Genomic DNA, 16,545 nt, shown 5'->3' on the forward strand with positions numbered 1-16,545 from the left:
AGCGTGTGATCACACGGCGGAAAATCGTGATCACATGGTGGCGGTAACGCCAGATCAGGATGCGAATCACCGGACGCGTGGCGCGATTGACAAGCTCCGGGGCGCTTGCGAAGGCTGTGGCCGGAAGAGAAGGAGGCCCGACATGCCGCGCCCAAGCGCCAACGACATCACCCAAGGAACCCTGCCGAAGATCAGCTACGGGCGGGGGGTGTATCTGTGGGATGCGGACGGGCGACAGTATATCGACGGGTCGGGCGGCCCGGCGGTGTTCTCCATCGGCCATGGCGATGCGCGGGTGAACGCGGCGGTGGCCCGGCAGATGGAGCAGGTGGCCTATGGCTACCGCTATCTGTTCACCACCGATCCCCTGGAGGAGATGAGCGAGATCATCTGCAAGGCTACCGGGCTGGCCGACATGGTCTATACGACCAGCGGGTCCGAGGCTGTGGAAAGCGCGGTGAAGATCGCGTTGCAGTATCATTTCGACAAGGGTGATCCGAAGCGGGTGAAGTTCATCGCGCGCAAGCGGTCATGGCATGGCAACACACTGATGGCGACGGCGCTGTCGGGCTTCGAGGACCGCCAGCGCGCCTTTGCCGGGGCCTTGCCTGCGGTCGGGCGAGTGAGTGCGGCGAATGCCTACCGGCTGCCGGAGGGTGTGACGCAGGCCGGGCTGGTCGCGCATCTGGCGGCGGAGCTGGAGGCGGAAATCCTGCGGCTCGGGCCGGAGACGGTGGCCGGGTTCATCTTCGAGCCGGTGGTCGGCGCGGCGGGCGGGGCTTTGCCTGCACCCGAGGGTTATGCGAAGGCCGTGGCCGAGGTCTGCCGCCGCCACGGCGTGCTGGTGATCTGCGACGAGGTGATGTGCGGATCGGGCCGGACCGGGGTCTGGCGGGCCTCGGAAGAGGATGGGATCGCGGCGGACATCATCACCGTGGCGAAGTCGCTTTCGGGGGGGTATCTGCCTTTGGGGGCAGCGGTCTACACGCAGGAGATCGCGGAGGTGATGGCGGCGGGCCACGGCGGGCCGCTGACCGGGCATACCTATACCGGGCACACGGCCTGTCTGGCCGCCGGGGTGGCGGTGCAAAAGATCGTCGCGGAAGAGGGGCTGCTGGCCCGCATCCGCGACAAGGGTCCGCGCTGGCGGTCGGACCTGCGGGCGCGGATGGCGCATCTGCCGCAGGTGGGCGATGTGCGGGGCCGGGGCTATTTCATCGGGGTGGAACTGGTGGCGGACCCGGAGACGAAGGCGCCCTTCGCGGCCGCGCTGGGCGTGAACGGGCGCATCCGGGCGGAAGGTCTGCGACGCGGGCTGATCTGCTATCCCTCCGGCGGGCATGTGGACGGGGCGGCGGGGGATACGGTGATCCTCGCGCCCCCATTCAACGCGACGGACGGGGAGTTGGACGAGATCGCCGACAAGCTGGTCGCGACGCTGGAGACAGTGCTGGCGGGGTTGGGCTGAGCGCCGAAGTTTTCGAAAAGTCCAGACGGGAGCCTTTGAGGGCTCCGGTCCGATTTCTTCGAAGAAATCGGCGCTTGGTGGGTCAGTTCAGGAACACCGCGAACAGCATCGCGTCGCCCTGCACGAAATCCTCGAAGTCGCGCCAGGATTGCATGCTCATCTGCGGTCCCTTCTCGGCATAGGGCAAGAGGCCTTCACCCTGAATCCAGGTGATCAGGTCGACCGGAGGCGGGTTGTCGAAGGCCTTCTTCAGGTTGATCCCGGCCTCGGCCCCGAAGCGCCAGTGCGGGATCAGGACCTCGCCCTTCAGAAGCTTCTCGGCGTCGGCAAGGACGGCCTGCCAGCGCGCGCCGGTGCCGGGGGGCATGGTCAGGCCGAGGCCAGAAACCTGCTTGTCGTTCGGCACCCATTCGCCGGTGGTGTCGGTCTCCAGCGCGACGAGGGACCAGAAGCGGCGGTTCTCGGTGATCATCGCCAGGAAATGGGTGTAGGCGTCCTGCGCCAGCGTCTTGTCGGGCGTGTTGGAGAGCGCGTGCAGGACCATTGCGACACGGTCGACCTGGCGACCGAACATCATGTCCATCGCGTTATGGGGCGGAGTGTCGCCCCAGAGGGCATAGATCGCATTGGAACTGTCCAGCACGCGCTGGATCGCGGGTTCGGGGTCGTAGGCGAGGGCCGTGGAGGCGAAGCCGGAGAGGAAATGGGTGTAAGCCGACAGCCAGGCGGCGTCGGCAGTGTCGAAGGTGATCACCGGGTCCTCGACGGCCACGCCGAACATCCGCCCGCCGCCGAGCGCCATGCCGGTGACTTCGGCCAGCCCCTCGCCGGGTTCGCGGCTGCCGTTCGCATTGATGTCGAACCAGAGGTCCGCGACGCGGATCGGCAGTGCGAAGGGCCTGTCGCCGAGTTTCGTCAGCGCCTCGCGTGACGCGTCCATGTCGGCGTCGAGGTTCTTGATCAGGGCGGTGAAGTCGGCGGCCTGGAAGGGGATGGCGTTCGGGTTCTCCGGGATGGGAAGTCGGAGGATGGGGAGTTCGGACCAGTCGGCCTTGACCCCGGTCTGCCAGCGGAGTTGCAGAGCCTGCTCGATGCCGCCGAGGAAGCGCAGGCCTGCGAGGGCGAACAGGTCTTCGTTGGAGGGAGAGGGGAGGGCGGCGAGGCGGGCTTCGGTGGGGCCGAGGCCGGTGCGGGCGATTTCTTCGGAGATCGTTTCGGCGGTCGCGGGGGCGGCGAGAAGGAGGGCGAGGGCGAGGCTGCGCATGGGGGTCTCCGGGTTGTTTGGACGGAGTTTGGCGGTGCACCCGCTGCGGCGCAAGGTCGGGAAGCCCTCAGGTGGCGGTCCAGAGGACCTGGCCGCGAGGGAGGAGCATGGGGAGGCGGGTGGGGGTGAAGCCTGCCTGGGTGATGGTGTCCCGGATTGCGGCTTCGGGGACGTGGTAGGGCGGGCGGTCGGGGTGGGTGACGACGCCGTCGGGCTGGCGGGTCGGGCCTTGGGCGTCGGAGAGGAAGACGGTGAAGAGGGCCGCGCGGAGGTTGGGGAAGCGGCGGAGGTTCTGGAGGGCGGCTTGCAAGGCTGCGTGCGGGAGGTGGGTGAAGACACCGAAGGCGAGGGCGAGGGTGATCGTGTCGGGGATGCCGGGGAAGGCGAAGGTGCTGTCCTCGATGAGGTGGTCTTCGGAAAGCCGGTCGGGGTCGGGGAGTTCGGTGCGCCGTCCGTGCCGCATCAGGGCGAGGGAGGCGTCGGTGCCCCAGTAGTGGCCGGGGTCAAGGTAGGGAACCGCCTTGTGGCCGAGCCGGAGGGAGCCGCAGCCGATGTCGAGGAGGTGGTCCTCCGGCGTCATCCCGGCAGCGAGGAGGGCCTGCATCTGGACGCGGCCCGTCTCGTCCCAGCGGCCGCCGACGATGTCGCGGTGGCGGCCCTTCGCGATGGCATCGGAATAGAAGCCGGGGGCGAGGTAGGGGGAGGCGAGCCTCAGCTTTTCGGGTCCTTCTTGGCGGCGGCCTTCATGCGGGCGAGGAGTTCTTCCTTCGTCTCGCGGGGGGGCTTCACCGACTTGGGGGCACCCTTCTGGCCGTGGTCGGGGCCGCGCAGCGTGCTGCGGGAGCCCTTGGGGTTGCCGGATTTCGAGTAGTCCATCGGGGGGCCTCCGGGGGAATGCTGTGGCTCTTGGGGATGCCGGATTCGGGGAGCGGGGGCAAGGGGGGTCGGGAGGTGTCCACAGTGGACAGAATCCGGGATGTGAGGAATTTCAATGGGTTGGGATTTTCTGTTAGGGTGGTGTTAAGGTTTGCGGAATGGGGGGTTCGGGGGGCTCCCGCCCGATCCGTGGCCCAGGCAGGGGACCGGAGTGTCTGCGGCCTGAAGATGGGTCCCCGCTTTCGCGGGTATGACAGGGGTCGCGGGAGTCGGGGTGAACCGCGACCCAAGGCGCGCGCGGAGAGCCGGGGCACGCCCCGACCTACGGGGGCTGGGGAGTCGGGGTGAACCCCGACCTACAGGTCGAGGGTGGTTTGCCGGGTGGTGTCCTCTTCGCGGGCGGCGCGCTTGAAGGTGTCGTCGCGGCGGGCGGGGAGCTGGACGGCGCGTTCGCGAAGCTGCATGGCCTGTTCGACGGTGACGATCTGGAGACGGGGGACGGGGGCGAAGCCGGGTTCCTCGTGTAGGCCTGCGCTCGCGGCCTCGGCGATCATGGGTTTGGTGGGTTCGGTCAGGGTCAGGAAGACGCCCACCCCCGCGCGTTCGCGGTCCAGCACGCCCTTCAGGTCGCGGATCATGCTGACGCCCACGTTCTCGCCTGCCTTGACCGAGACGATGCCAAGCGTGGTGTTCTTGGCCCCGAAGTAGAGCCGCCCGTCGAGGCCCCGGTCCGCGCCTTTCTTGCCGAAGTTGCCGGGCTGGGCGGCGATGAGGGAGAGCGCCCATTTCTCGAACTCATGGTATTTGCCGCGGGCGGCGAGGTCGCGGGCGGCGTGGATGTCCTGCGGGACGCCGTGGGTCTGGAACTGGACGGTTGGGAAGGCATCGCGCAGGCGCTTTTCGATCAGGCCGATGGCGAGATGGGTGACGTCGATGCCGATCCACTGCCGCCCGAGTTTCTCGGCCGCAAGACCGGTGGTGCCGCAGCCGCAGACCGGGTCGAGCACCACGTCGCCGGGGTTGGAGGAGGCGTTGAGGATGCGTTCGAGGAGTGCGACGGGTTTCTGGGTGGGGTAGCCGAGGCGTTCCTGGGAGCGGAACAGAACCACAGCGGTGAAGGATGCTGGTCCGCCAGAAAGTCAAAGGCCCCGCCGAAGCGAGGCCTAGGGACGTTGACAAAATCTAGACTGACCTGAGCTTGTCATCGCTCGATGGTCAGCCTGCCTAGTGATCTAGGTCTTAAAGCCCGATGACCGGGAACTTCGATTAGATAAGTCACGCTGGGCTTGGAATCAAGTTTCCCATGCCCAGACCCCACAGGACACCGTGACGCACTGCTTTGAGATCGTCGCCAGTAGCTTGCGGGTTTTCCCATTTACGCCTTCCAATCTTAAAGCCGTCTAAACGCCAAGTACCAAGGTTCATCACCATGTCGCACTTTGCCCAGCATGGCAGATCGTCCGGCTCTTGCGGGTGATAGTTTCTGGACAGACGAACGTTGAACGGCAGATCGTGGATTGGCGCCGTCAGACTGATGGGCACAACCGTCACAATGTCGTTGCGATGCGGCAGCCGGGGCGAAATGACGATGACAGGCCGCACCTTGACCATCTCAGGCACGCGGAACCCGTCGAAATCGCAGATGAGGATCTGGCCAGCTCTTGGGTGATAAGCGAGAGTCATCAGGCATCTTGGTCCAAAGATGCCTTACAACTCGTTAACTGTTCCTCGTGGGATCGGCGAAGGCGGACACGGCGCTGTCGTTCCAGTGCCAGGTGTCGTCGAAGGCCTCGATCTGGGCGGCGCTACCGGAGCCGTCGGGGGCCTTGAAGAGGACGTTGTAACCCGCGTTCGAATTGAAGGGCGGGTCGAGGTAGATGAGGTCGACGGACTCGGTCGGGATGGAGTCACGCAGGACGGTGAGGTTGTCGCCGTAGTGCAGGCGGTTGGGCATGCGCGGACACCGTTTCAGGGAATCCTATGCGGGGGGAAGGGTAAAGGGCAAGTGAAGGGGTTTGAGCGACGGTGCCATCGCCGCGAAAGCGGGGAGCCGGGTTCTGGCGGCCAGGGATGGGTCCCCGCTTTCGCGGGAATGACAAGGGGCGCGGAGATGACGGGGGCCGCGGGGATGACGGGGGCCGCGGGGATGACGGGGGAGAGAGAGTCGGGGTGAACCCCGACCTACATATGCGAAGGGCGGCGCCGGTGGTGCCGACGCCGCCCCGGGATGAACCGGTTGTCCGCTTACGCCAGCGCGGGGTCGATGCCCTTGCACGCCGCGACGAGGCCCTTCACGGCGTCGACGGACTTGTCGAACATGGTTTTTTCGGTGGCGTCGAGCTTGACCTCGACCACCCGCTCGACCCCGCCGGCGCCGATGATGACCGGCACGCCGACATACATGCCGTCAAGCCCGTAGGCGCCCTTGACATGGGCGGCGCAGGGCAGGAGGCGTTTCTGGTCCTTGAGATAGGCCTCGGCCATCTCCACGGCGGAAGCGGCGGGGGCGTAGAAGGCGGAGCCGGTCTTCAGGAGGCCGACGATCTCGGCCCCGCCGTCGCGGGTGCGCTGGACGATGGCGTCCAGCTTCTCTTGCGTGGTCCAGCCCATTGCCACCAGGTCGGGCAGGGGAATGCCGCCGACGGTGGAGTAGCGGACGGACGGGACCATCGTGTCGCCGTGGCCGCCGAGGACGAAGGCGGTGACGTCCTTCATCGAGACGTTGAATTCGAGGCTGAGGAAGTGGCGGAAGCGGGCGCTGTCCAGCACCCCGGCCATGCCGATGACCTTGTTGTGCGGGAGGCCGGAGAATTCGCGCAGCGCCCAGACCATCGCATCGAGCGGGTTGGTGATGCAGATCACGAAGGCCTGCGGGCAATGCTTCTTGATCGCCTCGCCGACCGATTTCATCACCTTGAGGTTGATGGCAAGAAGATCGTCGCGGCTCATCCCCGGCTTGCGGGGGACGCCGGCGGTGACGATGCAGACATCGGCGCGGCGCAGGAAGGCGTAGTCGTTGGTGCCCGTGACCTCGGCGTCGAAGCCCTCGACCGGGCCGGATTGCGAGATGTCCAGCGCCTTGCCCTGGGGGGTGCCTTCGGCGATGTCGAACAGGACGACGTCGCCGAGTTCCTTCAGCGCGATCAGGTGCGCAAGCGTGCCGCCGATCTGACCGGCGCCGATCAGGGCAATCTTGGGTCTGGCCATTGAAGCCTCCTTGGGGGTGAATCGGGCGCAGGGGTAGCCGCTAAACTTGCCTGTGTCCAGTGGCGGGGCAGGTTTGGTATACCATTGTATGCGGAATTTTGCGACTTCCGAAGGGCCGGGGAAGGCGTTAGCGGTAACGCCAGCGGAGGGCGCGATGGAAGAGATCGGATTCTGGGCGGCGGCGCTGGTCGCGGCGGCGCTGGTGGGGATGGGCAAGGGCGGGGTTCCCATCGTGGGGATGCTGGCGGTGCCGGTGATGGCGCTGGTGATGAACCCGGTGGTGGCGGCGGGGATGCTGCTGCCGGTCTATGTGGTGTCCGACATGTTCGGGCTTTACGCCTATCGGCATGCCTATGACCGCCGGGTGCTGGCGATAGTGGTGCCGGGGGCGATTGCCGGGATCGGGGTGGGTTGGGCGACGGCTTCGGTGGTGCCGGAAGCGGCGGTGACGGCTCTGGTGGGGGTGATCGGGGTGGCCTTCGCGCTGAACCTGCTGCTGCGGCGGTCGGTGGTGGTGGAGCCGCGCCCGGCAGAGGTGGCGCCGGGGCTGTTCTGGGGGGCGGTGACGGGGTTCACGAGCTTCGTCAGCCATGCGGGGGCGCCGCCCTATCAGGTCTACACCCTGCCCTTGGGGATGGCGAAGGCGGTCTTCGCGGGAACCTCGACCATTGCCTTCGCGATCATCAACGCGGCGAAGCTGGTGCCCTATTACGCGCTGGGCCAGTTGGGGCTGGAAAACCTGGAGATGGCGGCGGTGCTGTCGGTGCCGGCGGTGATCGCGGTCTTTGCGGGGGTGCGGCTGGTGAATGTGATGCCGGAGCGGCTGTTCTTCCGGCTGGTGACCTGGGCCTTGCTCTTGATCTCGCTGAAGCTGATCTGGGACGGGGCGAAGGGGCTGATCTGACCCGGAATCTGCGGGATCGGCGGCGGGCCGGGTGATTTGCGACCGGCCTTGTGCAAGGGTGACGCGGCCCCCCCACCCCGGCCCTCCCCCACGCGGGGGGAGGGAGGCGCCTGGCGTGGCGGTGCGCCCTTGCTTGGGAGGATAGGTCGATCGTGCCGGATGCGGATGCGCTTTACGACAGTCTGGTGGCCCGGGACGGTCGGTTCGACGGGGTTTTCGTCTGTGTGAAGACGACCGGGATCTTCTGCCGCTTGACCTGTCCGGCGCGGACGCCTTTGCGGTGGAATGTGGAGTTCCGCGGCTCGGTTCCGGAATGCGAGGCCGCAGGGTTCCGGGCTTGCAAGCGGTGCAGGCCGGATCAGGCGGGGTCGCCCCTGGCCGGGAGCCCCTCGCTCACGGCCTCGTAGTTCGAGCCCGACGCCATCAGGCACATCCGACCGTCCGGCAGGGTGATGGTGATCGACCAGGTGCCGGTCGCCTCGGCGGCGAAGAGTTCCATCACGGCGGCCTGACCGGCGATGCCGAGGGCGCGGCGGGTCTCGTCGTAGCGGTCGGCGAGGAGGGCGGTGACGGTCTCGCGGCTGTCGCATTGCGGGGCGGAATGGGCGATCTGGGCGGCGGCGAGCATGGCGCCGAGGCCGAGGGAGAGGGCGAGCATCTGTCGGGTCATGGGCGGGCCTTCCTGGCGTTGGATGCCGGAAGGCTGGCGGGGATCGGCTGACGGGCGGTTAACGGGGCGGGCGGTTTGCGCTGCGGACGCCAAGGGATTTCTGCGGCGCGGCGAATTTGGGCTTGCCGTTTGTGTCCGATCCGTGCTTTCAAGCGCAAGAATGTTGCGCGGAGGTGAGTCGTGACTCGTCCCTATCGGTCTGTCCTGTATATCCCGGCCTCACGCGAGCGGGCGCTGGAGAAGGCGCGGGAACTGGCGGCGGATGCGATCATCTTCGACCTGGAGGATGCGGTCTCGCCCGAGGAGAAGCTGCGGGCGCGGGAATTGCTGGCGCGGATGCTCGCGAGCGCGGATTATGGCGCGCGGGCACGGATCGTGCGCGTGAATGGCCTTGGGACCGAGTGGGTCGAGGGCGACCTGGCGGCGTTCGGCAACCATCAGGGGGTGGATGCGGTGCTGGTGCCGAAGGTGAGTGCTCCGGCGGACCTGGAGGCGGTTGCGGCGACGGTGAAGGTGCCGCTCTGGGCGATGCTGGAGACGGCGAAGGGATGCCTGAACGCGGGGGCGATCGCGGCGCATCCCCGGCTGGAGGGGATGGTGATGGGGACCAACGATCTGGCCAAGGAACTGGGCGCGCGGTTCCGGGCCGACCGGCTGCCGCTGCTGGCGGGGCTCGGCGCCTGCGTTCTGGCGGCGCGGGCGGCGGGCAAGGTCATCGTCGACGGGGTGTTCAACGCCTTCAAGGACGAGGCGGGCCTGCGGGCAGAGTGCGAGCAGGGCCGTGACATGGGCTTTGACGGCAAGACGCTGATCCATCCGGCGCAGCTGGAGATCGCCAATGAGGTGTTCGCGCCGAGCGAGGAGGAGGTCGCGCTGGCCCGCCGCCAGATCGCGGCCTTTGCCGAGGCGCGGGCGCGGGGCGAGGGGGTCGCGGTGGTGGACGGGCGGATCGTGGAGAACCTGCATGTGGCGTCGGCGGAAGCGCTGATCGGCAAGGCCGAGGCGATTGCGGCCCGGTCGATTGCAGCGGGGGCGGTTTAGGGGCAGGGTGCGCCCCGATGAACCGGCTGGAGGCTTCGCATGACACTGATCATCCTGGGACTGGCGCTGTGGTGGGGCGCGCATCTGTGGAAACGGGTCGCCCCGGCTTCACGCGAACGCTGGGGCGAGGCGGGCAAGGGGCTGGTCACGGCGCTGTCGCTGGCGGGCGTGGTGCTGATGGTGGTCGGCTTCCGGGGCAGCGAATGGCTGGGGGTTCAGGGGGCAGAGTTCGTCGAGGTCTGGTCGCCGCCGCGCTTCCTGATCCATGTGAACAACCTGCTGATGTTCCTTGCTTTCTACCTGTATGCGGCATCCGGGCTGAAAACCCGGATCACCCGGGTGATCCGGCATCCGCAGCTGACGGCTGTGAAGACCTGGGCGGTGGCGCATCTGCTGGTCAATGGCGATCTCGCGGCGATCCTGCTGTTCGGCGGTCTTCTGGCCTGGGCGGTGGTGACGGTGATCCTGATCAACCGGGCCGAGCCGCGCGGGCCGTTGCCGGAACCGGCGCCTTTGGCCAAGGAGATCGCGGCGGTGGTGGGGGCTGTCGTGGTGATGGGTGTGGTGATGATGATCCACAACTGGCTTGGGGTGCCGCCCTGGGGCTGACCTTGGAGTGGGGGTTTCACACCCCCACACCCCCGTGGGATATTTGCTCCAGTATGAAAGACAATTTTAGTCGAATTGTCGGGATTTGGGTGAGGGAATGAAGCTCTATCGGTTTCTGAGCGCGGATGACACAGCAGTCTTCTGCCACAAGGTGACGGTGGCCTTGAACAAGGGATGGGAGCTGCATGGCGGCCCGACCTATGCGTTCGATGCGGCCAATGGGGTGATGCGCTGCGGGCAGGCGGTGGTGAAGGAAGCTCCGGGCGAGTACCACCCGGACGTGAAGCTGGGCGAGCAATGAAGACCAATCCCGGGCGTTTCTTCGAGGACTATCGGCTGGGCGAGGTGATCCGCCATGCAGTGCCGCGCACGGTGGGACAGGGGGAGCGGGCGCTTTATCATGCGCTCTATCCGGCGCGGGGGGCGGTCTATTCCTCGGACGAGTTCGCGCGGTCGGTAGGGTTGGCGGGCTCGCCGCTGGACGACCTGATCGCGTTCCACACGGTCTTCGGCAAGACGGTGCCGGACATCAGCCTGAACGCGGTGGCGAACCTCGGCTATGCCGAGGGACGCTGGCTGAAGCCGGTCTGGCCGGGTGATACGCTGCGTTCGGAGTCCGAGGTGATCGGGCTGAAGGAGACCTCGTCGGGGGCGACGGGGGTGGTCTGGGTGCGGACCCGTGGGCTGAACCAGCGCGGGGAGGTGGTGCTGGAGTACATCCGTTGGGTGATGGTGCGCAAACGGCGGCGGGAGGTTCAGGTGCCGGTTCATGTGCCGGACCTGGCGGCTTCGGTCGCGCCCGAGGCGCTGGTCGTGCCGGAGGGGCTGGACTTCAGCCGCTATGACTTCGGGTTGGCCGGGGAGCCGCACCGCTGGGGTGACTACGCGGTGGGCGAGGTGATCGATCATGTCGATGCGGTGACGATCGAGGAGGCCGAGCACATGCTGGCGACAAGGCTCTGGCAGAACACGTCCAAGGTGCATTTCGACGTGGGCCAGCGCGAGGACGGGCGGCGGCTGATCTATGGCGGGCATGTGATTTCCCTCGCGCGGGCCTTGTCGTTCAACGGCCTCGCGAATGCGCAGATGATCGTGGCGCTGAACGCGGGGGCGCATGCCAATCCGTGCTTCGCGGGCGATACGGTGCGGGCCTGGTCGGAGGTGCTTGACAAGGCGGAGACCGGGGTGCCCTCGGTCGGGGCGCTTCGGCTGCGGCTGGTGGCGACGAAGGGCAGGTCCGGGGACTTGCGCGGGGCGGATGGGAAATACCTGCCCGAGGTGCTGCTGGACCTGGATTACTGGGCGCTGGTGCCGGTCTGACCCGCAAGTTCTGACTATCCGGTCAATGGCGACTGTGCCATGCTTCCCTCGGGGACAGGAGGGAGAGCAGAATGTTTCGGATTGCATTTGCCGCGCTGACGCTGGCCGCTGGCGGCGCCGCCGCACAGGATCTGGCGGTCTATGGCGGTGGGGAGCTGGAGTTCGCCTTTGACGAGGACGGGCCGAATACCGGGACCAACAGCTATCTGAGCGCCTATCTGGAACTGGAGAACCGTGGCTTCTATGCCGGGATCTGGGGGCAGGTTGCCAATGACGACGTGGCGAACGAGGTGGACCTGTACCTGGGTTATCGGGGCGAGTTGGCCAGCGGCGTCAGCTATGACCTGTATTATATCCGCTATATCTATCCGAACGATGGCGGGGACTGCTGCGGCGAGGTGACGGTCAGCCTGGGGGCGCCGCTGGGGGACAGAATCTGGACGACCCTGGACCTGGCCTATGATCCGGAGAATGCGCTGGGCAATGCCTATGTCGGCGCGGCCTTCGCGGCGACCGACAGGCTGGAGGTTTCGGCGAACTACGGGGTCTATGAGGTGGCGGACGCTGGATCGGAAACGGAATGGGACCTTGGCGCGACCTGGGCCCTGACCGACGAAACTGCCGTCGACCTGCGGTACTATGACGGGTCGGAGTATGCGGGCAGTTACATCGGGCTGAGTCTGACCTGGGACACGACAGTGTTCAGCCGATAGGGGGTCTTACTGTGATCACGGGTCCAAAAATCGTGATCACAAACCCAAGAAAATCGCCTCCGATAGCGGCAACATGCTGCAATTGCGGCAATCCCCGCGTGACACGGGCGAATTCCGCGCTATTCAGGTAACCGAACGACAGCCTGGCGCTGGCCCGATGGACCTGCGCCGCCAGACGTGAGGACCGATCATGGCAGACGCAAAGCCCATCGAGCGACCGCTGTCTCCGCATCTGCAAATCTATCGCTGGCAAGTGCCGATGCTGACCTCGATCCTGACGCGGATCACCGGACATGCGCTGGTCGCGGGTGTGGTGCTGGGGGTCTGGTGGCTTTTGGCGGCGGCGACGTCGGACGAGTATTTCGCAACGGCTGATGCGGTGGCGACGAGCTGGTTCGGGGATCTGGTCTTCACCGGCTCGCTCTGGGCGGTGTGGTATCACTACCTCGCCGGGCTGCGGCATCTCATCTACGATGCGGGGCGCGGGTTGGACATTCCGACGGCGGAAAAGCTGGGCTGGGTCTGCATCATCGGATCGGTCGTGCTGACTGTGATCACAATTCTTCTGGTTCAGTGAGGCTGCCATGCGCTATCTGACGCCCCGCAAGCGTGCCGAAGGCAAGGGGGCCGGTCATGCCGGGACCGAACACCAGTGGTCGATGATGGTTTCGGCCGCAGGCCTGGCCTTCCTGGTGCCGGTCTGGCTTTACATCTTCGGGCGAGCGCTGGGCCGGTCGCGCGAGGCGGTGCTGGAGACCTTCTCGCACCCGTTCCCGGCCATCCTGACGGCGCTGGTGCTGGTCGTGGGGATGCGCCATTTCGCGATGGGGGCGACCACGATGATCGAGGATTATGCCCGGGGCACGGCGCGCAAGATGCTGGTCATCTTCGTGATCTCGCTTTCCTGGGTGATCGCGGCCACGGGGCTGTTCGCCCTGGCCCGCATTGCGCTTTGAAGGACAGATGATGACCGCCTATCCGTATGAGACGCATGAGTACGACGTGGTCGTGGTGGGGGCCGGGGGTGCCGGTCTGCGCGCGACGCTGGGGATGGCCGAGCAGGGCCTGCGGACGGCCTGCGTGACCAAGGTGTTCCCGACCCGGTCGCATACCGTGGCGGCGCAGGGCGGGATTGCCGCGTCGCTTGGCAACATGGGGCCGGACCACTGGCAGTGGCATATGTACGACACGGTGAAGGGCAGCGACTGGCTGGGCGACACCGATGCGATGGAATACCTCGCGCGGGAGGCCCCCAAGGCGGTCTACGAGCTGGAGCATTACGGGGTGCCGTTTTCCCGCACGGAAGAGGGCAAGATCTATCAGCGTCCCTTTGGCGGACATACGACAGAATTCGGCAATGGCCCGCCGGTGCAGCGCACCTGCGCTGCGGCGGACCGGACGGGGCATGCGATCCTGCATACGCTCTATGGGCAGAGCCTGAAGAACAACGCGGAATTCTACATCGAATATTTCGCACTGGACCTGATCATCACCGACGGCGCCTGCACGGGCGTCGTCACCTGGAAGCTGGATGACGGCACGATCCATGTCTTCAACGCCAAGATGGTGGTGCTGGCGACCGGGGGCTATGGGCGGGCCTATTTCAGCGCAACCTCGGCGCACACTTGCACCGGGGACGGCGGCGGGATGGTGGCCCGGGCGGGCCTGCCGCTGCAGGACATGGAGTTCGTGCAGTTCCACCCGACCGGCATCTACGGCTCGGGCTGCCTGATCACCGAAGGGGCGCGCGGCGAGGGGGGCTATCTGACCAACAGCGCGGGCGAGCGGTTCATGGAGCGCTATGCGCCGCATTACAAGGACCTGGCGCCGCGCGACTATGTCAGCCGCTGCATGACGCTGGAAATCCGCGAGGGGCGCGGGGTGGGGGCGCACAAGGACCACATCCACCTGCACCTGAACCACCTGCCGCGCGAAACGCTGGAGGCGCGGCTGCCGGGGATCACCGAAAGCGCCCGCATCTTCGCCGGTGTCGACCTGCACAAGGAGCCGATCCCGGTGCTGCCGACGGTACACTACAACATGGGCGGGGTGCCGACGAATTTCTGGGGCGAGGTGCTGAACCCGACCCATGCGAACCCTGATGCCGTGTTTCCGGGCCTGATGGCGGTGGGCGAGTCGGGCTGCGCCTCGGTACATGGCGCGAACCGGCTGGGATCGAATTCCCTCATCGACCTGGTGGTCTTCGGCCGGGCGGCGGCGATCCGCGCCGGGCAGGTGGTGGATCGGGCGGCCCCGGTTCCGGCGACCAACAAGGCCGAGGTCGACAAGGCGCTGGATCGGTTCGATGCGCTGCGGAACGCCAGCGGCACGATTCCGACGGCAGAGTTGCGGCTGGAGATGCAGCGCACCATGCAGGCCGATGCGGCGGTGTTCCGGGCCGAGGAGACGCTGGCGGCGGGCGAGAAGAAGATGACGGCGATCGCGGGCAAGATGGGCGACCTGAAGGTCACGGACCGGAGCCTGGTCTGGAACAGCGACCTGATGGAGACGCTGGAACTGACCAACCTGATGCCGAACGCGCTGGCGACGATCTACGCCGCCCATGCCCGGACCGAAAGCCGGGGCGCACACGCGCATGAGGATCATCCGCAGCGCGACGATGCCAACTGGCGCAAACATTCGCTGGCCTGGGTCGATGGCGACAGGGTCAGGCTTGACTACCGGCCGGTCCATACCGAGCCTCTGACCACCGAGGCTGAGGGCGGGATCGCGCTGGCCAAGATCGCCCCGGCGGAAAGGAAGTTCTGATGCGGATGGCAGTTCTTTCCCTGGTGGCGGTGATGACGGTGGCAGGGTGCGACCCGGCCGAAGTGGTGGACAGCGCTCTGAAGCGGACGGCGCATACGGTGGTCTTCCCCGTCGCGAACATCAACATGCCGGCCGAACCGGCGCGGCTGGCGACGAAATGCATCCTTGATGCGGCAAGCCAGAGCGAGCTGGAGCTGCTGGCCCGCGACGTGGGGGTGGAGGCCGGGACCTCGACCAAGGCCACGATCCGCGAGATCGCGCTGCGCCCCGCGGCGCAGGCCTGCTTCGCGGCGAATGGCGTTCCTCCGGTCCGGTGATCCGATGCTGCGCCTGACCCTTCCCGCCCTGCTTGCCCTGGCCGCCTGCGGCCCGATGAGTCTGGCCCAGGCCGAGAACCAGTGCTTCGAACGTGCCCGCCTGGCCAGCAAGCCGCGGGGCGAGGTCTGGATCGGCGCAACCTCGGAAGGCAGCGTGGCGGCGATCGAGCTGGACGTCAGCTCGGACTATCTTCTGCGCAAGGACCCTTCGGCGGTCTACGAGAGCTGCGTCATGTCCAAGGCGGGCCAGCCGCCGAGCCGGCCGCTGTACATGCGGTCGGACTGGAGGGGCTGAGATGGGTAAGCTACCGCGCCTTGCATCGGTCGCATCCGAACGCCGGACATCTTTCAAGACGACCAGGAAAGGTTGACCCATGGTCCAGTTCACCCTGCCGAAGAATTCCAAGATCCGCACCGGCAAGACCTGGCCGAAGCCGGAAAGCAAGAACGTGCGCAAGTTCCAGATCTACCGCTGGAACCCGGATGACGGCGAGAATCCGCGGGTCGACACCTATTTCATCGACATGGACCAGTGCGGCCCGATGGTGCTGGACGCGCTGATCAAGATCAAGAACGAGATTGACCCGACGCTGACCTTCCGCCGGTCCTGCCGTGAGGGCATCTGCGGATCCTGCGCGATGAACATTGACGGGATCAACACTTTGGCCTGCATCTACGGGCTGGACGAGATCAAGGGCGACGTGAAGATCTATCCGCTGCCGCATATGGCGGTGATCAAGGACCTGATCCCGGACCTCACGCATTTCTACGCCCAGCACGCCAGCATCATGCCTTGGCTGGAGACGAAGACCAACCGCCCGGCGAAGGAATGGCGGCAGTCGATCGAGGACCGGAAAAAGCTGGACGGCTTGTATGAATGCGTGATGTGCGCATCTTGCTCCACCGCCTGCCCGTCGTATTGGTGGAACTCTGACCGCTACCTTGGCCCCGCTGCGCTGCTGCACGCCTATCGCTGGATCGTCGACAGCCGCGACGAGGCGACGGGCGAGCGGCTGGACATGCTGGAAGACCCGTTCAAGCTGTACCGCTGCCACACGATCATGAACTGCGCCAAGACCTGCCCCAAGGGGCTGAACCCGGCGAAAGCGATTGCCGAGATCAAGAAGCAGATGCTGGACCGGGTGGTGTGAGCCGTCCGTGCCGCTGCTTCTGCTGGCCCTGGGTGTCGCGGTCTTTCTGTATCTCTGGATCAGCCGGCGCAACTCCACGCTGACCCGCGACTGCCGCTGGCGGCTGGACCGGAGCGTGGCGCCCGACTTCTGGCGCTGCGTGGCCTGCGGGGCGACGGCGCGGGGGGCCGAGCCGAGGGATTGCCTGCGGGCTGAGCGCCAGGCAGAGACGCGGAGCCTATGAAGGCTCCGATCCG

At 66.5% G+C, this 16,545-nt stretch carries 22 protein-coding genes and 1 pseudogene; 15 read left to right on the plus strand and 8 right to left on the minus strand.

What is annotated here, in order from left to right; all coding sequences use genetic code 11:
- Positions 1–142 precede the first annotated feature (142 nt).
- On the plus strand, positions 143–1,468 hold the full coding sequence (locus JNJ68_RS00220) for an aminotransferase class III-fold pyridoxal phosphate-dependent enzyme (protein WP_294977595.1): 1,326 nt from the start codon (positions 143–145) through the stop codon (positions 1,466–1,468).
- Positions 1,469–1,550: 82 nt separating this feature from the next.
- On the opposite strand, the gene JNJ68_RS00225 is transcribed toward JNJ68_RS00220, so the two are convergent.
- The 7 genes and pseudogenes from JNJ68_RS00225 to mdh all read right to left on the minus strand — a co-directional run bounded on the left by JNJ68_RS00225 (position 1,551) and on the right by mdh (position 6,815).
- On the minus strand, positions 1,551–2,732 hold the full coding sequence (locus JNJ68_RS00225; RefSeq protein ID WP_294977597.1) for a hypothetical protein: 1,182 nt from the start codon (positions 2,730–2,732) through the stop codon (positions 1,551–1,553).
- Positions 2,733–2,799: 67 nt separating this feature from the next.
- Positions 2,800–3,336 (minus strand): class I SAM-dependent methyltransferase, encoded by a 537-nt coding sequence (locus JNJ68_RS00230; protein ID WP_294977599.1) that lies wholly within the window; start codon positions 3,334–3,336, stop codon positions 2,800–2,802.
- Positions 3,337–3,443: 107 nt separating this feature from the next.
- Positions 3,444–3,608 carry a hypothetical protein gene (locus tag JNJ68_RS00235; RefSeq protein ID WP_294977600.1) on the minus strand — a complete coding sequence of 55 codons (165 nt, stop codon included), beginning with the start codon at positions 3,606–3,608 and terminating at the stop codon, positions 3,444–3,446.
- 356 nt (positions 3,609–3,964) lie between these two features.
- Positions 3,965–4,684 (minus strand): annotated as a pseudogene (locus JNJ68_RS00240) (DNA methyltransferase); the annotation flags it as partial.
- A 199-nt stretch (positions 4,685–4,883) separates the two neighbouring features.
- On the minus strand, positions 4,884–5,291 hold the full coding sequence (locus JNJ68_RS00250) for a type II toxin-antitoxin system PemK/MazF family toxin (RefSeq protein WP_294977601.1): 408 nt from the start codon (positions 5,289–5,291) through the stop codon (positions 4,884–4,886).
- A 34-nt stretch (positions 5,292–5,325) separates the two neighbouring features.
- Positions 5,326–5,562, minus strand: a complete 237-nt coding sequence (locus JNJ68_RS00255; protein ID WP_294977603.1) for a modification methylase — start codon at positions 5,560–5,562, stop codon at positions 5,326–5,328.
- 290 nt (positions 5,563–5,852) lie between these two features.
- Entirely contained in the window at positions 5,853–6,815 is a 963-nt protein-coding gene (mdh, locus tag JNJ68_RS00260) for a malate dehydrogenase (RefSeq protein ID WP_294977605.1), read from the minus strand.
- Positions 6,816–6,969: 154 nt separating this feature from the next.
- Here mdh and JNJ68_RS00265 point away from each other — a divergent pair, with 154 nt between their 5' ends.
- Positions 6,970–7,719, plus strand: a complete 750-nt coding sequence (locus JNJ68_RS00265; RefSeq protein ID WP_294977606.1) for a sulfite exporter TauE/SafE family protein — start codon at positions 6,970–6,972, stop codon at positions 7,717–7,719.
- A gap of 152 nt (positions 7,720–7,871) precedes the next feature.
- Positions 7,872–8,126 carry an Ada metal-binding domain-containing protein gene (locus JNJ68_RS00270; RefSeq protein ID WP_363165097.1) on the plus strand — a complete coding sequence of 85 codons (255 nt, stop codon included), beginning with the start codon at positions 7,872–7,874 and terminating at the stop codon, positions 8,124–8,126.
- Here JNJ68_RS00270 and JNJ68_RS00275 read toward each other — a convergent pair.
- Positions 8,078–8,389 (minus strand): hypothetical protein, encoded by a 312-nt coding sequence (locus tag JNJ68_RS00275; protein ID WP_294977608.1) that lies wholly within the window; start codon positions 8,387–8,389, stop codon positions 8,078–8,080. The genes JNJ68_RS00270 and JNJ68_RS00275 overlap by 49 nt on opposite strands.
- 180 nt (positions 8,390–8,569) lie before the next feature.
- On the opposite strand from JNJ68_RS00275, the gene JNJ68_RS00280 reads away from it, so the two are divergent.
- The 12 genes from JNJ68_RS00280 (at position 8,570) to JNJ68_RS00335 (ending at position 16,532) form a co-directional block, all read left to right on the plus strand.
- Positions 8,570–9,430, plus strand: coding sequence for a CoA ester lyase (locus JNJ68_RS00280; protein ID WP_294977610.1), 861 nt, complete (start codon positions 8,570–8,572; stop codon positions 9,428–9,430).
- A gap of 39 nt (positions 9,431–9,469) precedes the next feature.
- Positions 9,470–10,039, plus strand: a complete 570-nt coding sequence (locus JNJ68_RS00285; RefSeq protein WP_294977611.1) for an NnrU family protein — start codon at positions 9,470–9,472, stop codon at positions 10,037–10,039.
- Positions 10,040–10,136: 97 nt separating this feature from the next.
- A complete protein-coding gene (locus JNJ68_RS00290) occupies positions 10,137–10,340 on the plus strand; it encodes a DUF1737 domain-containing protein (protein ID WP_294977612.1) in 204 nt (67 codons plus the stop codon).
- Positions 10,337–11,359 (plus strand): MaoC family dehydratase, encoded by a 1,023-nt coding sequence (locus tag JNJ68_RS00295; RefSeq protein ID WP_294977613.1) that lies wholly within the window; start codon positions 10,337–10,339, stop codon positions 11,357–11,359. Before JNJ68_RS00290 ends, JNJ68_RS00295 begins: the two co-directional genes overlap by 4 nt.
- Before the next feature lie 71 nt (positions 11,360–11,430).
- Positions 11,431–12,072, plus strand: coding sequence for a hypothetical protein (locus JNJ68_RS00300; RefSeq protein ID WP_294977615.1), 642 nt, complete (start codon positions 11,431–11,433; stop codon positions 12,070–12,072).
- 190 nt (positions 12,073–12,262) lie between these two features.
- Positions 12,263–12,649 (plus strand): succinate dehydrogenase, cytochrome b556 subunit, encoded by a 387-nt coding sequence (gene sdhC / locus JNJ68_RS00305; protein ID WP_294977617.1) that lies wholly within the window; start codon positions 12,263–12,265, stop codon positions 12,647–12,649.
- Between the two features lie 7 nt (positions 12,650–12,656).
- A complete protein-coding gene (locus JNJ68_RS00310; RefSeq protein WP_294977619.1) occupies positions 12,657–13,028 on the plus strand; it encodes a succinate dehydrogenase, hydrophobic membrane anchor protein in 372 nt (123 codons plus the stop codon).
- Between the two features lie 10 nt (positions 13,029–13,038).
- A complete protein-coding gene (gene sdhA, locus JNJ68_RS00315; RefSeq protein WP_294977621.1) occupies positions 13,039–14,841 on the plus strand; it encodes a succinate dehydrogenase flavoprotein subunit in 1,803 nt (600 codons plus the stop codon).
- A 5-nt stretch (positions 14,842–14,846) separates the two neighbouring features.
- Complete coding sequence (locus tag JNJ68_RS00320; protein ID WP_294977622.1) at positions 14,847–15,158, plus strand: hypothetical protein; 312 nt, start codon at positions 14,847–14,849, stop codon at positions 15,156–15,158.
- A 4-nt stretch (positions 15,159–15,162) separates the two neighbouring features.
- Complete coding sequence (locus JNJ68_RS00325) at positions 15,163–15,453, plus strand: hypothetical protein (protein ID WP_294977624.1); 291 nt, start codon at positions 15,163–15,165, stop codon at positions 15,451–15,453.
- 79 nt (positions 15,454–15,532) lie between these two features.
- Complete coding sequence (locus JNJ68_RS00330; protein ID WP_294977626.1) at positions 15,533–16,309, plus strand: succinate dehydrogenase iron-sulfur subunit; 777 nt, start codon at positions 15,533–15,535, stop codon at positions 16,307–16,309.
- A gap of 7 nt (positions 16,310–16,316) precedes the next feature.
- Positions 16,317–16,532: a hypothetical protein gene (locus JNJ68_RS00335; RefSeq protein WP_294977628.1), complete on the plus strand. Its 216-nt coding sequence runs from the start codon at positions 16,317–16,319 to the stop codon at positions 16,530–16,532.
- Positions 16,533–16,545: the final 13 nt, after the last annotated feature.

The organism is Tabrizicola sp. (assembly GCF_016793705.1).
Lineage (GTDB): Bacteria > Pseudomonadota > Alphaproteobacteria > Rhodobacterales > Rhodobacteraceae > Tabrizicola.

Bases quoted from the DNA above. Each gene is read 5' to 3' on its own strand.
- JNJ68_RS00230 (WP_294977599.1), bottom strand. From the start codon at position 3,336: ATGCAGGCCCTCCTCGCTGCCGGGATGACGCCGGAGGACCACCTCCTC.
- JNJ68_RS00265 (WP_294977606.1), top strand. From the start codon at position 6,970: ATGGAAGAGATCGGATTCTGGGCGGCGGCGCTGGTCGCGGCGGCGCTG.
- JNJ68_RS00255 (WP_294977603.1), bottom strand. From the start codon at position 5,562: ATGCCCAACCGCCTGCACTACGGCGACAACCTCACCGTCCTGCGTGAC.
- JNJ68_RS00285 (WP_294977611.1), top strand. From the start codon at position 9,470: ATGACACTGATCATCCTGGGACTGGCGCTGTGGTGGGGCGCGCATCTG.
- sdhA (WP_294977621.1), top strand. From the start codon at position 13,039: ATGACCGCCTATCCGTATGAGACGCATGAGTACGACGTGGTCGTGGTG.
- JNJ68_RS00295 (WP_294977613.1), top strand. From the start codon at position 10,337: ATGAAGACCAATCCCGGGCGTTTCTTCGAGGACTATCGGCTGGGCGAG.
- JNJ68_RS00250 (WP_294977601.1), bottom strand. From the start codon at position 5,291: ATGACTCTCGCTTATCACCCAAGAGCTGGCCAGATCCTCATCTGCGAT.
- mdh (WP_294977605.1), bottom strand. From the start codon at position 6,815: ATGGCCAGACCCAAGATTGCCCTGATCGGCGCCGGTCAGATCGGCGGC.
- JNJ68_RS00310 (WP_294977619.1), top strand. From the start codon at position 12,657: ATGCGCTATCTGACGCCCCGCAAGCGTGCCGAAGGCAAGGGGGCCGGT.
- JNJ68_RS00330 (WP_294977626.1), top strand. From the start codon at position 15,533: ATGGTCCAGTTCACCCTGCCGAAGAATTCCAAGATCCGCACCGGCAAG.
- sdhC (WP_294977617.1), top strand. From the start codon at position 12,263: ATGGCAGACGCAAAGCCCATCGAGCGACCGCTGTCTCCGCATCTGCAA.
- JNJ68_RS00235 (WP_294977600.1), bottom strand. From the start codon at position 3,608: ATGGACTACTCGAAATCCGGCAACCCCAAGGGCTCCCGCAGCACGCTG.
- JNJ68_RS00320 (WP_294977622.1), top strand. From the start codon at position 14,847: ATGGCAGTTCTTTCCCTGGTGGCGGTGATGACGGTGGCAGGGTGCGAC.
- JNJ68_RS00225 (WP_294977597.1), bottom strand. From the start codon at position 2,732: ATGCGCAGCCTCGCCCTCGCCCTCCTTCTCGCCGCCCCCGCGACCGCC.
- JNJ68_RS00300 (WP_294977615.1), top strand. From the start codon at position 11,431: ATGTTTCGGATTGCATTTGCCGCGCTGACGCTGGCCGCTGGCGGCGCC.
- JNJ68_RS00275 (WP_294977608.1), bottom strand. From the start codon at position 8,389: ATGACCCGACAGATGCTCGCCCTCTCCCTCGGCCTCGGCGCCATGCTC.
- JNJ68_RS00220 (WP_294977595.1), top strand. From the start codon at position 143: ATGCCGCGCCCAAGCGCCAACGACATCACCCAAGGAACCCTGCCGAAG.
- JNJ68_RS00290 (WP_294977612.1), top strand. From the start codon at position 10,137: ATGAAGCTCTATCGGTTTCTGAGCGCGGATGACACAGCAGTCTTCTGC.
- JNJ68_RS00325 (WP_294977624.1), top strand. From the start codon at position 15,163: ATGCTGCGCCTGACCCTTCCCGCCCTGCTTGCCCTGGCCGCCTGCGGC.